Source organism: Zobellella maritima (genome assembly GCF_003075035.1).
Lineage (GTDB): Bacteria > Pseudomonadota > Gammaproteobacteria > Enterobacterales > Aeromonadaceae > Oceanimonas > Oceanimonas maritima.
Genome location: NZ_QCZE01000001.1, coordinates 1,860,759 through 1,877,736 on the forward strand (window position 1 = coordinate 1,860,759; position 16,978 = coordinate 1,877,736).

Below are 16,978 nucleotides of genomic sequence, written 5' to 3' on the forward strand. Positions count from 1 at the left end.
ATACGGTCGCCGATACATTCCTTCACCGCGATCGGGCGGAAGCCTTCGGCCATGGCATCACAGATGGTGGTACGCACGCAGGCCGAGGCTGTCACCCCGGTCACCAGCACTGTGTCTACCCCGGCGGCACGCAGGAAGCCGGCCAGGTAGGTGCCCTGGAACGAGCTGGCGTGCTTCTTGATAAGTACCTGCTCACCCTCGATAGGGGCGATACGGGAGTCGATGGCCCACAGCTCTTCGTTATCCTGGGCGCAAAAATCCACCGGGATCTTGTTGTGCCATAGACCCATGTCGGTATTGGGGTTGCTGCGGTCGGTCACTTGGTAACAGGTGGTCACATGTACCACCGGCAGATCATTGGCACGGAAGGCTTCCAGCAGGCGCTGCATGCCGGGGATGATTTCATCGTCAACCTTGTCGCAGGTAAAGGGGTTGCCGGGACGGGTCCAGGCATTGGCCAGATCGACGCTGATCAGTGCCGGCTTCTTGCCGAAACCGACCCGGCGCTGAAAGCCGTTGTTCTGGTACAGGGTGGTGGCTTCGTCGAAGGCCTGGTTCAACATGCTCATCAAATCTTTTGACATTATCATTCTCCAGCGGTTGCTTGATATCGGGAATTGGACAGACAAACTCGCTCATTCCTGTGCCCTTTGTCTGCCGACAACGCCTACCTTAAGCAACCAAACTAATAACGTCTAATTCATATTTATAAGAAATTAATAACCTAGAATACAACAATAAATACTGGTTATACTACTACCGTACCTCTCGGCATAAATCACACCTCCCCTCTTTACAGCCCCTGCCATAGCATTTATTGTTTATTTCTTACTATTTACAATGGATTGATGCACTAGTGAGCATGAATTTAAGATTCGATCTGCGCCACGTCAGGGCCTTCATCGCGGTGGCCGAGTCGTTACATTTCAAGAAAGCGGCCGATAGCCTGTTTATCACCCAGCCGGCACTGAGTCGTCTGATCAAGGGATTGGAAGAGGCAATCGGGGTGGAACTACTCTCGAGAACGACCCGCCAGGTCACCCTGACCGAAGCCGGTAGGCTGTTCCTGGCTGAATGTCAGGATGCTTTCAGGCTCTTCGAGCGAGGAGTCCACCTCGCCCAGTGCGCATCCCAAGGGGATATTGGCCATATTTCCGTGGCCTACAATGACTTTTCCATCAATGGCGTATTGCCCGAGATCCTGGAACAGTTCAAGGAAAAACACCCTAATATTTCTATTGAACTCAGCCATATGCCATCCCATGAGCAGCACAAGGCGCTGCAGGATTGTCGTATTGATGTGGGCTTCTTGATTGGTCCACTCAACCTGCCTGGCATTGAAACACATTCATCGGCGGTAGAAAGACTGGTTGTTATCTTGCCCACCAGACACCCGCTTTCCCATAAAAAAAGTCTCAGAATGGAAGAATTAAAAGATGAAAAGTTTATCCTGGGGGCAGAAAGCAGCTGGAAGGAATTCAGAACCTCCTTTTTTAGGAGCTGTCAGAAGGCTGGATTTACGCCGAATATAGTGCAGGAAGCCAGCACCAGCACAGGAATATTCGGCCTGGTCGCAGCCAATATGGGCATCTCCATCTACTCAGAGTGCGTTAAAAAATTCAAACGGGAAGATATCCATATCATTCCCCTTACAGGAGATGAAAATCAGATAGAAACAGTTGCTGCATGGAACTCATCTTATATCAGCCCCAGCTTTGCCCACTTTATTAAGCACCTGCAGGAAGAACAGCTTATTGTATAGCGCGGACACGGGCCAATCCGGCCCGCACCTTCAATGTTACGCCAAACGAGAAAAGATCAAACAGGCATTGGCACCACCAAACCCGAAGCTGTTCGACATTACACAGTTCACATCCTCATCATACCGGGTGGTCGTGATAATCGGCTCATCAGCAAGCGACTCATCCATATTTTCAATATGGTGGGACGCGGCCAAAAACCCTTCTTTGATCATCATCAGGGAATAAATCGCTTCATGCACACCGGCAGCCCCCAACGCATGGCCGCTCAACGCCTTGGTGGAACTAAACGGCGGCAGATATCCACAAAAAGCGTCCCTCGCGGCTTCAATTTCTACCAGATCCCCCGCCTGAGTGCTGGTGCCGTGCGTATTAAGATAATCCACCGGGTAAGGACTGGTTTCCAGTGCCATCCGCATGGCCCGGAAGGCCCCCTCTCCCGAAGGAGACACCATATCCTGACCATCGGACGAAGTGCCATATCCGATGATTTCACCATAGATACGAGCACCACGTTTCAGCGCATGTTCCAGCTCTTCCAGAACCAATACTCCGGCGCCACCACTGATTACAAAGCCATCCCGATCCCTGTCATAGGGGCGACTCGCCCGGGTAGGGTTATCATTGTAGCCGGTTGAAAATGCCCCCATGGCATCGAACATGCAGCTCTGGCTAACATCTTCCGCTTCGGCTCCGCCGGCAAAAATCACATCCTGTTTGCCGAACTGGATCTGCTCGTAGGCATGACCGATACAATGGGCACTGGTTGCACAGGCTGAAGAAATAGAATAGTTCAGCCCCTTGATATTGAAAAAGCTGGAGATACAAGCGGCCACTGTGCTGGTCATGGTTCTGGGTACCCGGTAGGGGCCGACCTTCTTCACGCCACCGCTGGCCAGCAGCCGGTTCGCTTCCACTATATCTTTGCTGGATCCGCCCCCCGACCCGAGCACGCAGCCGGTGCGAGGATGAGATACATGCTCGTCGGTCAGAGCCGCATCACGGATAGCGTCCTGCATCGCCAGGTAGGCATAGGCAGAAGCATCGCCCATAAAGCGCCGGTGTTTACGGTTAATCTGCTCGAAGTCAGCCTGAAGCATGCCCGAGACATGACAGCGCAAGCCTGCTTCCCGGTAAGCCGGGTTGATATCTATGCCGGAATACCCGTTTTTTAATGAGGTTGTCACATCGTCCAGTGTATTGCCAAGACTCGAAATGACACCTATCCCTGTAACAACAACACGACGCATATTGGTAACCTCTGGTTTAAAAGCAGCTTATTAACGTCAATAAAATCATTAATATCGTTTTACCCAATTACCCTATCACATCTAAAAATTTCAATTAATTGAATATAAACATCAATCTAAACCGGTAAGGCAATAATAAAAAACCCGATGAACAGGCTGAGCCCATCCACCAGGTAAAACGCAGAAAATACATTGGTAGCAGTTGATATAGATTTCTGCTTACGCCGCGCTGTTATTCGCCATCATTAATCATGATCTGTTTGGGCACGACTGAACGAACCTGAGCTGGAGTCATAATTCCAACTTATTGCCGCACTTGTGGCCAGATAATCGTCTTCATTTTCTACATCTAATTCCTTTTGCGGATATCGCTTCATTACCCAGCCTTTCATTAGGATGAAATAAATGCCCATACCGAATACCAGCCCGACCACGAAGGCCCACTCACCGGAGTAAAAAGCCAATCCCCCCGCCGATAGCCAGGCAATCAGACCTGCCGGATTAACACCTTTAAAATAATAGAACTGACCGCTAGTGGAATAGAGTTCGGGGACATTCAGCCGGCGCTTACGGATCAGGAAGTAATCGGCGATCATGATGCCACCGATGGCCGACAGAAAAGATCCATATGAAAATAAAAATGCGAACAGATTATCGAGGATCGCCCAGGGCATGGACAAGGTACCCACCACACCCGCGATAAAGACCGCCATCGGATACTTGATATAGGGTGCACCGGCATTGACAAAGGCCAGCGAAGCAGGGATCAGGTTGGCGGCATTGTTGGTCGACCACTGGGCCAGGATCACCAGCACCAGCAACACCACCAGCCGTACCCCTTCACTTTGTCCCTGAATAACGGTGATCGGGTTCCAGTCGCCGGCGGCAATAAAGGAAACGGCACCGATCAGCGCGATCCAGGCCTGGGTCATGGGCAGGGCCACCAACTGTGCCAGGAAGATATTCCGGTTTCTGGCAATAAAGCTCTTCGCCCCGGCCTGAGTTTTTACAAAACGGGTGATGTTGGGAATATCGATGGCCAGGGTCGACCAGAAGGCCACATTGGCCAGAAACAGGGTGAGGATGGAGACATCCATGGTGCCGACAAAGGTCCAGATATTCACGCCCTTGGTCTGGGCCAGCACGTCCAGGGTGAAATACATCCATACCGAAATCGCCAGTATCGCCGGTGCCGCTATGGCAGCCAAACGCTCCACCGACTTGATGCCCAGCGAGGTATTGGCAATCTGCACCAGGGCGAATACCAGATACCAGATGGGCCAGTTCGAAAACCCGGTCAGGTACTCTATGATGCCGTTCAGGGCCAGGGCACCCAGGTAGGTCTGGATGCCGAACCAGACCGCCGCGATCAGCCCCCGGAAAATAGAGGGAATATGGGTGCCATATACGCCGAAAGGCGCCCTTAAATAGACAGAAAACGACAACCCATGCTCGGTGCCGATATCGGCAGTCAGGGTCATCAGCAGGGCCAGGATCACATTGGCAATCAATATGGTGGCGATCACCTGAAATAACGGCAGCCCGGTGACGCCGTTGGCACCCAGCTGGAAGGTGGCGATAATCACCGCGATACCTACCCAGATCCAGACAAAGCCCCAGGCGGTGATCGGCCTTTGTTGCAGGTTGACCGGAAGAATAGATTCCTCCAGCAGGTGATTGGCTTTCCGACCCGCTGTGCTAGGCGTTGTATCCGCCAGCTGTTCATTAACACTCATAATACCGTCCTTAGTATAAAGCTAAGAAAATGGGGCGGATAAGCCCGCCCCATTGACACACGAATACCTGACCAACACCGATGTTATTCGGCGGCAGTGCTGCTCAGGATTTCCCGTCGATTGAGGGTGGCCACCACATCGACCTCCAGTTGCTCATCCAGCACCACCCCGTAGATCTCGAAGGCATGATCCAGGGTGCAGAAGTCGTCCAACACGTCTTCCCGGACCTGTGCTGCCGGCCGCTCCAGGGGGTTGCCATAGCCCCCACCACAGGGTGAGTAATAAGCCATCACATCACCGGCCCGGGTGGCATGGCCGGAAAACTTGGACGGCATCTGGGTCACCTGCTCTGGGCTGGCGTAGTTGTAGATTTCGGTTTTACCGACCACACCGTCTTTGCCGCCGAAGATGCCCCAGGGCACATCGTAGTGGCGCTCACTCTCATGGGTGATAAAGCCGGGAGTCAGTACCCGCTGGGATTTGACCACCCCGATGCCGCCCCGGTATTTGCCGGCCCCGGGCATCACATCATCACGCAGCTCGTAACGGTCGCAGATCATCGGCAAATGCATGCCCAGATCTTCAATCGGGTTATTGCGGGTATTGGCCATCAGGTTATCGATACAATCGGGACCATCGGACTGGGGTCGGCCGCCGTAGGCACCCTCGTTCACCTCCAGGAACACCCAGTAATCGCCGTCGTCCTTCATGCCCGAATAGGAGGCAAAGGAAATCGAGGCCGAGCTGCCGGCAATCACCTTCTCCGGCAGCACCGGGGTCAACGCCTTAATGATCAGATCGATCATCCGGTTGCACTGGGTAAAGCGGGCCTCGGCCGCCGCCGGAAAAATCGGATTGAAGATGGAGCCTTCCGGCGCTACCACCTTGATCGGCCGGAAAGAACCTTCGTTCGAGGGCACAGGCGTGTCTATGGTGTGGCTATCCAGCAGCAGCTTGCGGAAGGCGGCGTAGGCAGCCACCTTGCAGGAGCCTTCGAATGGCACATTATAGGCAGTGGGGGTCTGCGGTGCCGAGCCGGTCAGATCCACAGTAATGTTGTCATCTTCTACCTTGACGGTGACCACTATCGGCAGCCGTTGTTCCCGGTTACGGCCGTCATCGTCGAGGAAACCTTCGGCTCTGTACTCGCCGTTGGGTACTTCTCTGATCTTCTGCCGGAGTATGCTCTCGGAATAATCGATCAGCTGATCCACCGCACTGAAGGTCATGTCCCTGCCGTAGCGGGCCAACAGCTCCTTGAAGCGCTTGACCCCGAGCTGGGCGGAGGCCACCTGGGCTTCGATATCGCGGATCAGCTGGGTCGAAGCCCGGCTGTTGAAGGTGATCATCTGCGCCAGGGCTTCGTTGCGGACACCCTTTTCATAGAGCTTGACCCCCGCCAGCAGCATGCCTTCGGCATAGACATCACCCACATCGATAATCAGCCCGGGGGTGGCGGCGCCGATGTCGATATGGTGGGCGGTATTGCCGGAAAAGCCCACCAGCTCGCCTTCGTAGAAGATGGGAATGATCACCGCCAGATCCGGCGAATGACTGGAGCCATAATAGGGGTGGTTATGAATAACCACATCCCCTTCGTGCCATTCCCCGCCCTGCAGGGTCTGCTCTATTCCCCTCAGATAGGCGGGAATGGAGCCGATATGCATGGGGGTGGATTCAGACTCGCAGATGGTCTGAAAATTGGTATCAAACAGCCCTGCTCCCAGATCCTGGGATTCGCGGATGATGGAAGAAAAGGACATGCGATAGAGAATGTGGCCCATCTCTTCCGCAATGGTTTTCAGGGCGCCATTGATCACCTGCAGCGTAATGGGATCTACCTGTGTCTGGTTCATATCAATCATCCTCTCACTGATCCTTGGAAATAAAGAGATTGCCGTACTTCGAGATCCTGGCATTCCAGCCCGGAGGCACCAGGGAGGTAGAGTCGTGCTGCATCAGCAATGCCGGTCCCGGTACCCGCTGCCCGGCCTTCAGGGCCTTGCGGTTATAGCGCGGGGTCATGCATTCCTGACCGTCATCAAACACGGTCGGCCGCTCGTACATGAAGGCCTTGGCCAGATCATCGGCACCGGCCTCCTCGGACAGCGGCCAGTCCAGCTTGCTCGATTCGGCATTGCCGATCACCCTCAGGGTTACCAGCTCCACCACCGCATCCTTGAAACAGTAGCCATAATCGGTTTCGTGAGACTGATGGAAGTTATCGATAACGGCCTGCAGGCTGTCGCGCGTCACTTCCCCTGCAGGAATGGTCGCCCTCAGCTCAAATCCCTGACCGTAGTAGCGGCATTCCGCCAGCCGGGTCAGTACCATGTCCTGCGGCTCGACGCCGTCATCCCGCAGTTTCTGCCGGATTTCCTCTTCCAGCAGCCCCAGGTAGTCACGCAGGCGGGACAGACTCTGTTCAGAGATAGTGTCCAGATCGCACAACAGCGAACGGGTGGCTTCGTATTGCAGGTTGGTGGTCAGCAGCCCGGCCGCCGCGGTAATACCCGGCGCAGGGGGTACAAATACCGCCTTGGCATTGACCTCGTCGGCCAGTGCCGGCCCATGGACCGGACCCGCGCCCCCGAACGGCATCAGCACGAAGTCGCGCGGATCCACGCCCCGGGCGACGGAGTTGGAACGAATAGCCAGGGCCATGTTGTTATTAACGATTTTCAGTATACCCAGAGCCGCATCTTTCACGCTCAGCCCCAGGGGATCGGCGATTTTTTCCTTGATCGCCTTGGCCGACAACGAAGGATCCAGGTTCAGATCGCCGCCCAGCATCTGGTCCGGATCGAGCCGGCCCAGCACGATATTGGCATCGGTTACCGCCGGCTCGGTGCCGCCCCTGTTATAGCAGGCCGGTCCGGGATTGGAGCCCGCCGAGCGGGGGCCAACCTGAAAGCCGCCGGCCTCATCCACATAGGCGATGGAACCGCCGCCCGCACCTATGGTGATCAGGTCGATCATCGGCACCATCACCGGATAGCCAGCCACATAGGAGTCCCTTGGATTCATGATCTTGATCTGACCATCGGACAGGGTGGAAATATCCGCCGAAGTACCGCCGATATCGACGGTGATAATATTCTGCTCGCCATCGAGCTGGGCAAAGTGGTGGCCGCCGATCACCCCGCCCGCCGGGCCCGACATCAGGATATTGACCGGCCGCTCGCAGCAGCTTTCCACCGTGGCCACGCCGCCGTTGGACTGCATGATCCGCAGGTCGGCGGTAATGCCATGCTCGCGCAACTGGCTGGACAGGTGAGTCAGGTAGTGAGAGGTGCTGGGTCCTACATAGGCATTCATGGCGGTGGTGGAGAAACGCTCGTACTCGCGCATCACATCGACCACTTCACTGGAGCAGCACACAAAGGCGCCCGGCATCATTTCCTGGACGATGTCCTTGGCTTTCTGCTCATGCTCACGGTTCAGGAAGGAATAGAGGAAACCGATAATCACCGCCTGTACGCCGCGAGACTTGAGGGTGGCAACCGCCTCCCTGACTTCCTGCTCATCGAGGGGGACTTCAATTTCGCCGTGGGGGGGAAGGATACGTTCGTTGATGGCAATTCGGTTGCGGCGCTTGACCAGGGGATCGGATTGCCAGGGGACATCGAAATGCAACGAGAAGTTATGGGGACGCTTGTGTCTGCCGATATGCAATATATCCCTGAACCCCTTGGTGGTCAGCATACCCACCTCGGCTCCGTTTTTCTCGATGGAGATATTGGTTGCCACTGTGGTGCCGTGCACTATCAAATCTATTTCGTTTTTGTCCAGACCCGCTTTTTCACATATTTCCAGGATACCGCGCATCACCGCGATGGACTGATCCTCTGTGGTACTGGGTACCTTGTGCTCGAATATTCCCTTTCCTATCGAATCTTTTGCCGTTGTTTCGAGTATTAAGTCGGTATTGGTACCGCCCACATCTACGCCAATACGTGCCATGCAGTTCTCCTTCCATCCATTAGAGGAGTCGGTGAAAGGCATCTGATTGTTGCCCCGCCTTTCACCGAGCTGTTTATGATTTCATTATTTTTGCTGACCCAGCTTGTTCAGATATTCCACACAGGTGTCCACCGACTCCACATCGCCGAACTTGGCGTCGATATCAAACAGGTTCCAGGCCACGGCACCCGGAATACGGTCGCCGATACATTCCTTCACCGCGATCGGGCGGAAGCCTTCGGCCATGGCATCACAGATGGTGGTACGCACGCAGGCCGAGGCTGTCACCCCGGTCACCAGCACTGTGTCTACCCCGGCGGCACGCAGGAAGCCGGCCAGGTAGGTGCCCTGGAACGAGCTGGCGTGCTTCTTGATAAGTACCTGCTCACCCTCGATAGGGGCGATACGGGAGTCGATGGCCCACAGCTCTTCGTTATCCTGGGCGCAAAAATCCACCGGGATCTTGTTGTGCCATAGACCCATGTCGGTATTGGGGTTGCTGCGGTCGGTCACTTGGTAACAGGTGGTCACATGTACCACCGGCAGATCATTGGCACGGAAGGCTTCCAGCAGGCGCTGCATGCCGGGGATGATTTCATCGTCAACCTTGTCGCAGGTAAAGGGGTTGCCGGGACGGGTCCAGGCATTGGCCAGATCGACGCTGATCAGTGCCGGCTTCTTGCCGAAACCGACCCGGCGCTGAAAGCCATTGTTTTGATACAGGGTGGTGGCTTCATCGAAGGCCTGGTTCAGCATGCTCATTAAATCCTGGGACATATTAATTCTCCGTTTTCATGTTCTGTGTTGAGTAAATGTCGAATGCGCCGGCAGTTTCTTGCTGCCGTTTTATCCGATGGCAAAAGCAATATTAACGGCCTCAATAATTAACATCCAATTCACTTTTTAAACATATTGATAACCAGGGTGGAATAATAAAACCGGCTGTACCGGCAATAAAAACAACAGGCCGGCATTGAGCCGGCCTGTTGTTTTTACGGTAAAAAATAAGCAGTGCGTCAGGGTCACATAAAACCGGGCAACCAGAGCACCAGGCTGGGAAACAGGGTATAGAGCCCCACCGCCCCCAGCAGGATCAGCCAGTAGGGCAGCGATGCCCAGGCCGCCTCGGTGAGGTTGACCTCGTTTTTGGTGATCGAGGTCAGTACAAACAGGTTGAGCCCGACCGGTGGCGTGATCATGCCAATCTCCATCAGCAGGGTCACTATCACCCCGAACCAGATAGGATCAAAGCCCAGGCTCATCACCATCGGAAAGGTGATGGGTAGTGTCATCAGCAACAACGAGATACCGTCAAAGAAACAGCCCAGTACGATATAGACCAGTACTATCATCAGCAGGATCCCATAGGGACCAAAACCGAGCGATGATATCGCCAACACCGCCTCCCTCGGCAACGCCAGCATGCTCACCGCCTGGGACAGAATCGCCGTGCCCAACATGATAAAGGCAATGGCGCTGAACATGATGGTGGCATTCTTGAATGCGGCCCACAGCTTGCCGAACGTCAGATCTCCCCAGGTAAAGCCCAGCACGATACTGGCCACAACCCCCAGCGATGCCGCTTCGGTGGGCGTCGCTATGCCCATGTAGATGGTGCCCAGCACAAAGAATATCAGGATGGGTAGCGGCCAGATTTGCCCTAATCCCCGACGCACCTCGGCCCAGTCCATAGCTTCTTTGTCGTGTGGCACCACAGCACTGCCAATTTTCGAGCGGATAATGATCCAGCCGAAAAAAGCCGCCGAGATCATCAGCCCAGGCAATATACCTGCCAGAAACAGCTTGCCGATAGAGACATGCTGAGTCGCACCATAGATGATCAACGCCAGGCTGGGGGGGATCAACAGCCCCAGGGTACCGCCGGCCGCCAGGGTGCCTACCACCATGCTCGGCGAATAGCCACGCTGTTTCAGTTCCGGGTAACCGATGGAGCCAATAGCCGCCGCCGTGGCCGAGCTGGAACCGCTGACCGCACTGAACAGGGTGCATACGGCAATATTGGTGTGCAACAACTGGCCCGGAATGCGTCGGAACAGGGGGGTCAGACCGTTATAGACACGGGTGGATACACCGCTGGCCAGCAGTATATCCCCCAGAAAAATAAACAGGGGCACGGCGGTCAGTGAAAAACCTGTCAGCAGATACCAGGCAGAATTGATTGCCAGCGAGGTGGCTCCACCGCCCTGAAAATACAGTAGTACCAGCCCCACCAGCCCCAAAGCCGCCCCCAGCAGGGCGCCGCTGCTCAGCAGCACCAGCAGCCCCGAACTCAACACCATCCAGCTCATTACGCTATCTCCACTGAGTTAACATCACCCTGATCCGGGTCTTTCTTTACCACTGGATTTTTCAAACCATGGCGCAGCTGCACCAGGATGCACAGGACAAATGACAGGGGCATCAGTACCATCCAGGGCCAGAGCAGCAAGCCGCTGATATCCGAGCGGGAATCGATCTCGTAGGAAAAGATCATGAAATCCCATGATTCATAGATGATGATGGCCGAAAACAAAATGAGTACCAGGCTGGCAAACACCTCGGTCAGCCTCGCCACCAACGGGTGCAGGCAGCGGGTAACCAGATCGATGCGGATATGTCTGCCGCAGTTCATGACATGGGGAATGGTCAGAAAGGTCAGCGAAAAGAACAGCAGGCCTGCTAATTCATTGGAAAAATGGACCGGTTTATCAAACACATACCTCAACAGGGTGCTGGCAAAAACCATAAAGGTCATCACTATGCCGCCAGCTACTCCGATAAGAAACAGACCATATGACAACCTGTCTATCAACTTGGCTAAAAAATACATTATTCACCCTCCTGGCGAAAGACAGTGCGGGCAGCAGCACGCCGCCCGCTCTATGCAAATTACAAACTGGCCAACTTGGCCGTGACGGTTTGATAGATCTGCTCGCCATCTTCCCCGGCGCGCTCGGCAATGGCTTTCCATGCCTCGAACGCCGCCTGCTGGAACTGTTCCACATCCAGTTGCGAGAAGTCATCGAGCATGGTCACTCCCAGCGCCTGCCGATTGGCCCTGGCATCGGCCTCGCGCTGGGGATCAACCGCCGCATCGCGGGTTCTCTGCCACAGGTGCTCTCCGGCCTGTTGCAGTACCTGCTGATGCTCGGCACTCAGGGACTTCCAGCTGCGCTCGCTGATCCCGAACAGCGCAGGCACCGCCGCCCAGGGATGCAGGTAGGCTTCATATTTGGTGACTTCATGCAAAGAAACGGTCTCGGCCACGGTCGACAAATAGTAGGCACAATCAACCACACCCGTTTGCAACGCCATATACATATCGTTCTGGGGGATCACCTGGGCGGAAATATCCAGCTTGCCGAAGGCATCGACCAGCTGGGCCGACCAGACCCTGACCTTCTTTTTCTTCAGCTGTTCAAGGCTGTTGAGCGGTTCCTTGCAGTGCAGTCCGACGCTGAACACCGGAGAAACAATGCCGCCTATGGTCTTGATGTTCCATTTGGCATACCCCTTTTCATAGATATCGCGGATGGTCGGCAGGATTTCCAGGTGCTGTTTCGGTTGGGTAATGGCGCCCTGGGCATAGACAGCGGCCAGTTCGGGGGCATCCCGGGTATAGTACTCACCATAGAGCAACGCCATATCTACCGAGCCCCGTTGCAGGATACGCAGCAGATCCGGCTCGTTCAGGCCCAGTGATGCCGCATGGAACACGTCCACCTTCAGATCGCCGTTAGACAGTTGCTCCACCTCTTTGGCAAATTCATTCAGATATCCGGCTTCCGGCCTGGATTCGGCATAACCGCTGTGAAACTTGAGGACTTTAGTGGCGGCCATGGTCATCGGGCTGACAAACAATAACGCCGCCATGGAGGCGGTGACTGCTATCTTTCCAAAAGTTAACTTATCTGCTTTCATCATCATATATCCCTATATACCCAGCTGAATTAACGCCAGGAAAACCATTCCTGACGTTAATCGTGTTTTACTCTTCCAAACTAAACAGCTTTTATTTGTTGTTAAGATTATTCAGATACTCTACACAGGTGTCCACCGACTCCACGTCGCCGAACTTGGCGTCGATATCAAACAGGTTCCAGGCCACGGCACCCGGGATACGGTCACCGATACACTCCTTCACTGCGATCGGTCGGAAGCCTTCGGCCATGGCATCGCAGATGGTGGTACGCACGCAGGCCGAGGCGGTCACCCCGGTCACCAGCACTGTGTCCACCCCCGCGGCACGCAGGAAGCCGGCCAGGTAGGTGCCCTGGAAAGAGCTGGCGTGCTTCTTGATAAGTACCTGCTCGCCCTCCAACGGCGCAATGCGTGAGTCAATGGCCCACAGCTCTTCGTTGTCTTGGGCGCAGAAATCCACCGGTATCTTGTTATGCCACAGGCCCATATCTGTGTTGGGGTTGTTGCGGTCATTGACCTGGTAGCAGGTGGTGACATGCACAATCGGCAGGTTGTTGGCACGGAAGGCTTCCAGCAGGCGCTGCATGCCGGGGATGATCTCGTCATCAACCTTGTCGCAGGTAAAGGGGTTGCCGGGACGGGTCCAGGCGTTGGCCAGATCGACGCTGATCAGTGCCGGCTTCTTGCCGAAACCGACCCGGCGCTGAAAACCGTTGTTCTGATACAGGGTAGTGGCTTCTTCAAAAGCTTGGTTCAGCATGCTCATCAAATCTTGTGACATTATCATTCTCCGACTGTTAGGTAACACTGAGGTATGCACAGGCCAACTCGCTTTCCAGCGACCCTTTTGCCTGCTGACAACACCTACACTAACTAGACTCATTGATAACGTCTAATTCATATTTTTAAAAAATTAATAACAAATTAGCAATGGTTTATTTCCATTTATCCGCTAGCAAAGTGAGAGACCTCCGAACTGAGGCCTATACAGCTTTATTTGCTACCATTGACGAAAAAGCTGATGTATTCATCCTGCGTGATATCGAGAGGATGACCAGTGTGATCTATGTGGGATTCTTGTCAGGATTGGTAGGGAGAATAATCACAATGCCAAGGGTTGATTGCGGTACCGTTTATTCAGATAGGCCTCGATCAGCCGCACGTTGCGCCTGTTGGCCTTAATATCCAATATCCGCACCTGAGCCTTCGCCGCTGCTACACTTTTGCTGGCGATATAAATCCCCTCGAATGATCCTGGCTTGGGATGTACATCCCCACTTTACAAAATGATAATTATTTGTATTATCACCAACCATCTTAATAGTAATACGAGAACACCATGCATCGCAGCTTCTTTCTGACCAAGGCGCTCTCCGCCGTGGCGGCCGTCTGGTCGCTGTCTTTGTTCGCCGACACCATTACCGTTACCGACATCGCCAACCGCCAGGTGGAGGTCGATGTGCCGGTGCAGCGCGTCATTCTGGGCGAAGGCCGCCAGGTTTATCTCACCGCCGTGCTCGACAAGGAAAACCCGTTCCAGCGCATCGTCGGCTGGCGTGACGACTTCGCCAGTGCCGATCCGGACAACTACGCCGTCTACCAGGAAAAATTTCCCGAAATGGCGAACATCCCCACCTTCGGCGGCTTCAAGGACGGCACCTTCGACGTGGAACAGGCGGTGTCGCTCAAGCCCGATGTCATCATCATGAACATCGAGTCCAGGCAGGCCACCGAAGACGCCAAATACATCGACAAGCTAGCTGCCGCCGGCATCCCCCTGGTGTATGTGGATTTTCGTGAACACCCCTTCACCCACACCGAGCCCAGCATGCGCCTTTACGGCCAGCTGTTCGGCGAAGAGGAAACCGCCGAGGAGTTCATCGCCTGGCGCGCCGCCGAAATCGCCCGGGTGACCGACGTGCTCAAGCAGCATCAGCCCGCACGGCCCCAGGTGTTCCTCGACCGGGCCGGCGGCTACTCGGAAGAGTGCTGCATGAGCTTTGGCGACGACAACTTCGGCAAGTTCGTGGAACTGGCCGGCGGCGAGAACATTGCCAAGGACATCATTCCCGCCACCTTCGGCACCCTCAACCCGGAGCAGATCATCACCTCCAATCCCGATCACGTCATCGTGACCGGCGGCATGTGGGAAGCCTATGTGCCCGGCGGCGCCTGGGTGGGCGTGGGTCCGGGCCAGGATCAGGCCGAGGCCCGGCGCAAGCTGGAGGCGCTGACCCATCGCCCGGCCATGACCGGCATCAAGGCGGTGCAACACGGGCAGATGCACGCCATCTGGCACCAGTTCTACAACAGCCCCTACCAGTTCGTGGGTATCCAGCAGATGGCCAAGTGGCTGCACCCCGAGCTGTTCACCGAGCTCGATCCGGAGGCCACCTTCAAGGAGCTGCACCAGCGTTTCCTGCCCGTCGACTACCGTCCCGGCTATTGGGTGTCGCTGACCGATGCAGAGTAACAGTATGGTACCGGCCGCCGGCAGCGGCCGTTACAAGGCCATCGTCTGGCGGCGGCAGCTTATCCTGCTGGGGCTGACCGCCGCGCTGCTGCTCAGCCTGTGCGCCGATCTGGCCCTGGGCCCGGCCCGCTACCAGCTGGGCGAGGTGGTGCAGGCGCTGTTCCTGCCCGACTCGGTGCCGCTGCAGGTGCGGGTGGTGCTGTGGGAAATCCGCATGCCCATCGCGCTGATGGCGGTGGTGGTGGGCGCGGCCCTGGCGGTGGCCGGGGCCCAGATGCAGACCATCCTCAATAACCCGCTGGCCAGCCCCTTCACCCTGGGCATTTCCGCCGCCGCCAGCTTCGGCGCAGCCCTGGCCCTGGCCTTCGGGGTGGCCTTTATCCCGGCGGCCATCGCCTACGTGGTGCCGCTCAATGCCTTCATCATGGCCATGCTGGCGGCCCTGCTCATCCACCTGCTCAGCGCCCGGCGCGGCATGACGGTCAACAGCATAGTGCTGCTCGGCATCGCCCTGGTGTTCACCTTCAACGCCCTGTTGGCGCTGGTGCAGTTTTTCGCCTCGGCCGAGGCCCTGTCGGCGGTGGTGTTCTGGACCATGGGCAGCCTCAGCAAGGCCACCTGGCCGAAGCTGGCCATCACGACCCTGGCACTGGTGCTGGTGCTGCCGGTGTTCGTCCGCCGTGCCTGGGCCCTGACCGCCCTGCGCCTGGGCGAAGACAAGGCGGCGAGCTTCGGCGTCAAGGTCGGCCGGCTGCGGCTGGAGACCCTGTTGCTGGTGAGCCTGCTGGCGGCCATTCCGGTGTCTTTCGTAGGCACCATCGGCTTTATCGGCCTGGTCGGCCCCCATATAGCACGCATGATCATCGGCGAGGATCAGCGCTTCTTCCTGCCGGCCTCAGCCCTGGCCGGGGCGCTGATCCTCTCGGTCAGCTCGGTGGTCAGCAAGTCACTGATCAGCGGCACCATCTTCCCCATCGGCGTGGTGACCTCGCTTATCGGCATTCCCTTCTTCGTTTCCCTTATCCTGTCCCAGACGAGGCGCTCATGGTAAGCATCCGGCTCGAGGAACTCGGTGCCCGTTACGGCAAGCAATTACTGCTGCAGGGTATTTCCACCCCCACCTTCAGGGCGGGCGAGGTGGTGGCCATCATAGGTCCCAACGCCGCCGGCAAGTCCACCCTGTTCAAGCGCATCAGCGGCCTGATCGACGGGCCCGGCCGGGTGCACGTGGCAGGCCTGCGGCCGGAAGGCGGCGGTATCAGCTACATGCCCCAGGACAGCGCCGCCAGCGCCGCCCTCAGCGTGTATGAGTCGGTGCTGCTGGCCTGCAAACAGGGCGGCGGCTGGAGCGTGAGCGAGGCGGAGCTGGCCCGCATCGACCAGACCCTGGCGGCGCTCGGCATTTCTTCCCTCGCCTTTCGCCACCTCGGCGAGCTCTCGGGCGGTCAGCGCCAGCTGGTCAGCCTGGCCCAGGTGCTGGTGCGCGAGCCCGACATAGTGCTGATGGACGAGCCCACCTCGGCGCTGGATCTGTCTCGCCAGGTGGAGGTGCTCGGCCACATGAAAGACCTGGCACGGGAAAAGGGCATGCTGGTGCTGGTGACCCTGCACGATCTCAACCATGTGCTGCGTTTTTGCGATCAGGCACTGGTGATCGCCGGCGGCCGCCAGGTGGCCTGCGGCCCCACCACCGAGATCGTCACCCCGGCGCTGCTGCGCGACACCTACCAGGTAGAGGCGCGGGTGGAGTCCTGCTCCCGGGGCTTTGGCCATGTGATCGTGGACGATATCGCCAGCCAGGGCCGCACCTTCGCCCTGGCGGCCGGCTAGGGCGTCACATAGCGGTGTCGAGGTTTGGCCGCGTACCGCTTGTTT

Annotated in this window: 14 protein-coding genes; 4 read left to right on the top strand and 10 right to left on the bottom strand. The window is 56.4% G+C overall.

The genetic code is table 11. From position 1 onward, the window contains the following. The coding region (locus DCS96_RS08610) for an isochorismatase family protein (protein WP_116473878.1) at positions 1 to 584 on the bottom strand (584 nt) is incomplete at its 3' end. Positions 585 to 862: 278 nt separating this feature from the next. On the opposite strand from DCS96_RS08610, the gene DCS96_RS08615 reads away from it, so the two are divergent. After that, on the top strand, positions 863 to 1,762 hold the full coding sequence (locus DCS96_RS08615; RefSeq protein WP_232818255.1) for a LysR family transcriptional regulator: 900 nt from the start codon (positions 863 to 865) through the stop codon (positions 1,760 to 1,762). Positions 1,763 to 1,798: 36 nt separating this feature from the next. On the opposite strand, the gene DCS96_RS08620 is transcribed toward DCS96_RS08615, so the two are convergent. From DCS96_RS08620 to DCS96_RS08660, 9 genes are all read right to left on the bottom strand, one after another. Further along, on the bottom strand, positions 1,799 to 3,010 hold the full coding sequence (locus DCS96_RS08620; protein WP_116473880.1) for a beta-ketoacyl synthase N-terminal-like domain-containing protein: 1,212 nt from the start codon (positions 3,008 to 3,010) through the stop codon (positions 1,799 to 1,801). 245 nt (positions 3,011 to 3,255) lie between these two features. After that, the gene (locus DCS96_RS08625) at positions 3,256 to 4,746 is read right to left on the bottom strand and encodes an NCS1 family transporter (protein ID WP_116473881.1); all 1,491 of its coding nucleotides are present in this window, start codon (positions 4,744 to 4,746) and stop codon (positions 3,256 to 3,258) included. 83 nt (positions 4,747 to 4,829) lie between these two features. Continuing rightward, positions 4,830 to 6,602, bottom strand: a complete 1,773-nt coding sequence (locus DCS96_RS08630; RefSeq protein WP_116474577.1) for a hydantoinase B/oxoprolinase family protein — start codon at positions 6,600 to 6,602, stop codon at positions 4,830 to 4,832. 13 nt (positions 6,603 to 6,615) lie between these two features. Then, the gene (locus DCS96_RS08635; RefSeq protein ID WP_116473882.1) at positions 6,616 to 8,709 is read right to left on the bottom strand and encodes a hydantoinase/oxoprolinase family protein; all 2,094 of its coding nucleotides are present in this window, start codon (positions 8,707 to 8,709) and stop codon (positions 6,616 to 6,618) included. 84 nt (positions 8,710 to 8,793) lie between these two features. Beyond that, entirely contained in the window at positions 8,794 to 9,486 is a 693-nt protein-coding gene (locus DCS96_RS08640) for an isochorismatase family protein (protein ID WP_116473883.1), read from the bottom strand. A 245-nt stretch (positions 9,487 to 9,731) separates the two neighbouring features. Next, positions 9,732 to 11,018 (bottom strand): TRAP transporter large permease, encoded by a 1,287-nt coding sequence (locus tag DCS96_RS08645; RefSeq protein ID WP_116473884.1) that lies wholly within the window; start codon positions 11,016 to 11,018, stop codon positions 9,732 to 9,734. Further along, positions 11,018 to 11,539: a TRAP transporter small permease gene (locus DCS96_RS08650; RefSeq protein ID WP_116473885.1), complete on the bottom strand. Its 522-nt coding sequence runs from the start codon at positions 11,537 to 11,539 to the stop codon at positions 11,018 to 11,020. Before DCS96_RS08650 ends, DCS96_RS08645 begins: the two co-directional genes overlap by 1 nt. Positions 11,540 to 11,598: 59 nt before the next feature. After that, entirely contained in the window at positions 11,599 to 12,633 is a 1,035-nt protein-coding gene (gene dctP, locus DCS96_RS08655; RefSeq protein ID WP_232818207.1) for a TRAP transporter substrate-binding protein DctP, read from the bottom strand. Between the two features lie 88 nt (positions 12,634 to 12,721). Then, on the bottom strand, positions 12,722 to 13,411 hold the full coding sequence (locus tag DCS96_RS08660; RefSeq protein ID WP_116473886.1) for an isochorismatase family protein: 690 nt from the start codon (positions 13,409 to 13,411) through the stop codon (positions 12,722 to 12,724). Positions 13,412 to 13,969: 558 nt separating this feature from the next. Here DCS96_RS08660 and DCS96_RS08665 point away from each other — a divergent pair. The 3 genes from DCS96_RS08665 to DCS96_RS08675 are packed head-to-tail and all read left to right on the top strand — an operon-like array spanning position 13,970 to position 16,933. After that, positions 13,970 to 15,103 (top strand): ABC transporter substrate-binding protein, encoded by a 1,134-nt coding sequence (locus DCS96_RS08665; RefSeq protein WP_116473887.1) that lies wholly within the window; start codon positions 13,970 to 13,972, stop codon positions 15,101 to 15,103. Further along, positions 15,093 to 16,154, top strand: a complete 1,062-nt coding sequence (locus DCS96_RS08670; RefSeq protein WP_232818208.1) for a FecCD family ABC transporter permease — start codon at positions 15,093 to 15,095, stop codon at positions 16,152 to 16,154. Before DCS96_RS08665 ends, DCS96_RS08670 begins: the two co-directional genes overlap by 11 nt. Continuing rightward, positions 16,148 to 16,933 carry an ABC transporter ATP-binding protein gene (locus DCS96_RS08675; RefSeq protein WP_116473889.1) on the top strand — a complete coding sequence of 262 codons (786 nt, stop codon included), beginning with the start codon at positions 16,148 to 16,150 and terminating at the stop codon, positions 16,931 to 16,933. Before DCS96_RS08670 ends, DCS96_RS08675 begins: the two co-directional genes overlap by 7 nt. The last annotated feature ends 45 nt before the right edge of the window (positions 16,934 to 16,978 follow it).

Coding starts and splice junctions, on each gene's coding strand:
- dctP (WP_232818207.1), bottom strand. CDS start 12,633: ATGATGAAAGCAGATAAGTTAACTTTTGGAAAGATAGCAGTCACCGCC.
- DCS96_RS08630 (WP_116474577.1), bottom strand. CDS start 6,602: ATGAACCAGACACAGGTAGATCCCATTACGCTGCAGGTGATCAATGGC.
- DCS96_RS08615 (WP_232818255.1), top strand. CDS start 863: ATGAATTTAAGATTCGATCTGCGCCACGTCAGGGCCTTCATCGCGGTG.
- DCS96_RS08670 (WP_232818208.1), top strand. CDS start 15,093: ATGCAGAGTAACAGTATGGTACCGGCCGCCGGCAGCGGCCGTTACAAG.
- DCS96_RS08620 (WP_116473880.1), bottom strand. CDS start 3,010: ATGCGTCGTGTTGTTGTTACAGGGATAGGTGTCATTTCGAGTCTTGGC.
- DCS96_RS08660 (WP_116473886.1), bottom strand. CDS start 13,411: ATGTCACAAGATTTGATGAGCATGCTGAACCAAGCTTTTGAAGAAGCC.
- DCS96_RS08625 (WP_116473881.1), bottom strand. CDS start 4,746: ATGAGTGTTAATGAACAGCTGGCGGATACAACGCCTAGCACAGCGGGT.
- DCS96_RS08645 (WP_116473884.1), bottom strand. CDS start 11,018: ATGAGCTGGATGGTGTTGAGTTCGGGGCTGCTGGTGCTGCTGAGCAGC.
- DCS96_RS08635 (WP_116473882.1), bottom strand. CDS start 8,709: ATGGCACGTATTGGCGTAGATGTGGGCGGTACCAATACCGACTTAATA.
- DCS96_RS08675 (WP_116473889.1), top strand. CDS start 16,148: ATGGTAAGCATCCGGCTCGAGGAACTCGGTGCCCGTTACGGCAAGCAA.
- DCS96_RS08640 (WP_116473883.1), bottom strand. CDS start 9,486: ATGTCCCAGGATTTAATGAGCATGCTGAACCAGGCCTTCGATGAAGCC.
- DCS96_RS08665 (WP_116473887.1), top strand. CDS start 13,970: ATGCATCGCAGCTTCTTTCTGACCAAGGCGCTCTCCGCCGTGGCGGCC.
- DCS96_RS08650 (WP_116473885.1), bottom strand. CDS start 11,539: ATGTATTTTTTAGCCAAGTTGATAGACAGGTTGTCATATGGTCTGTTT.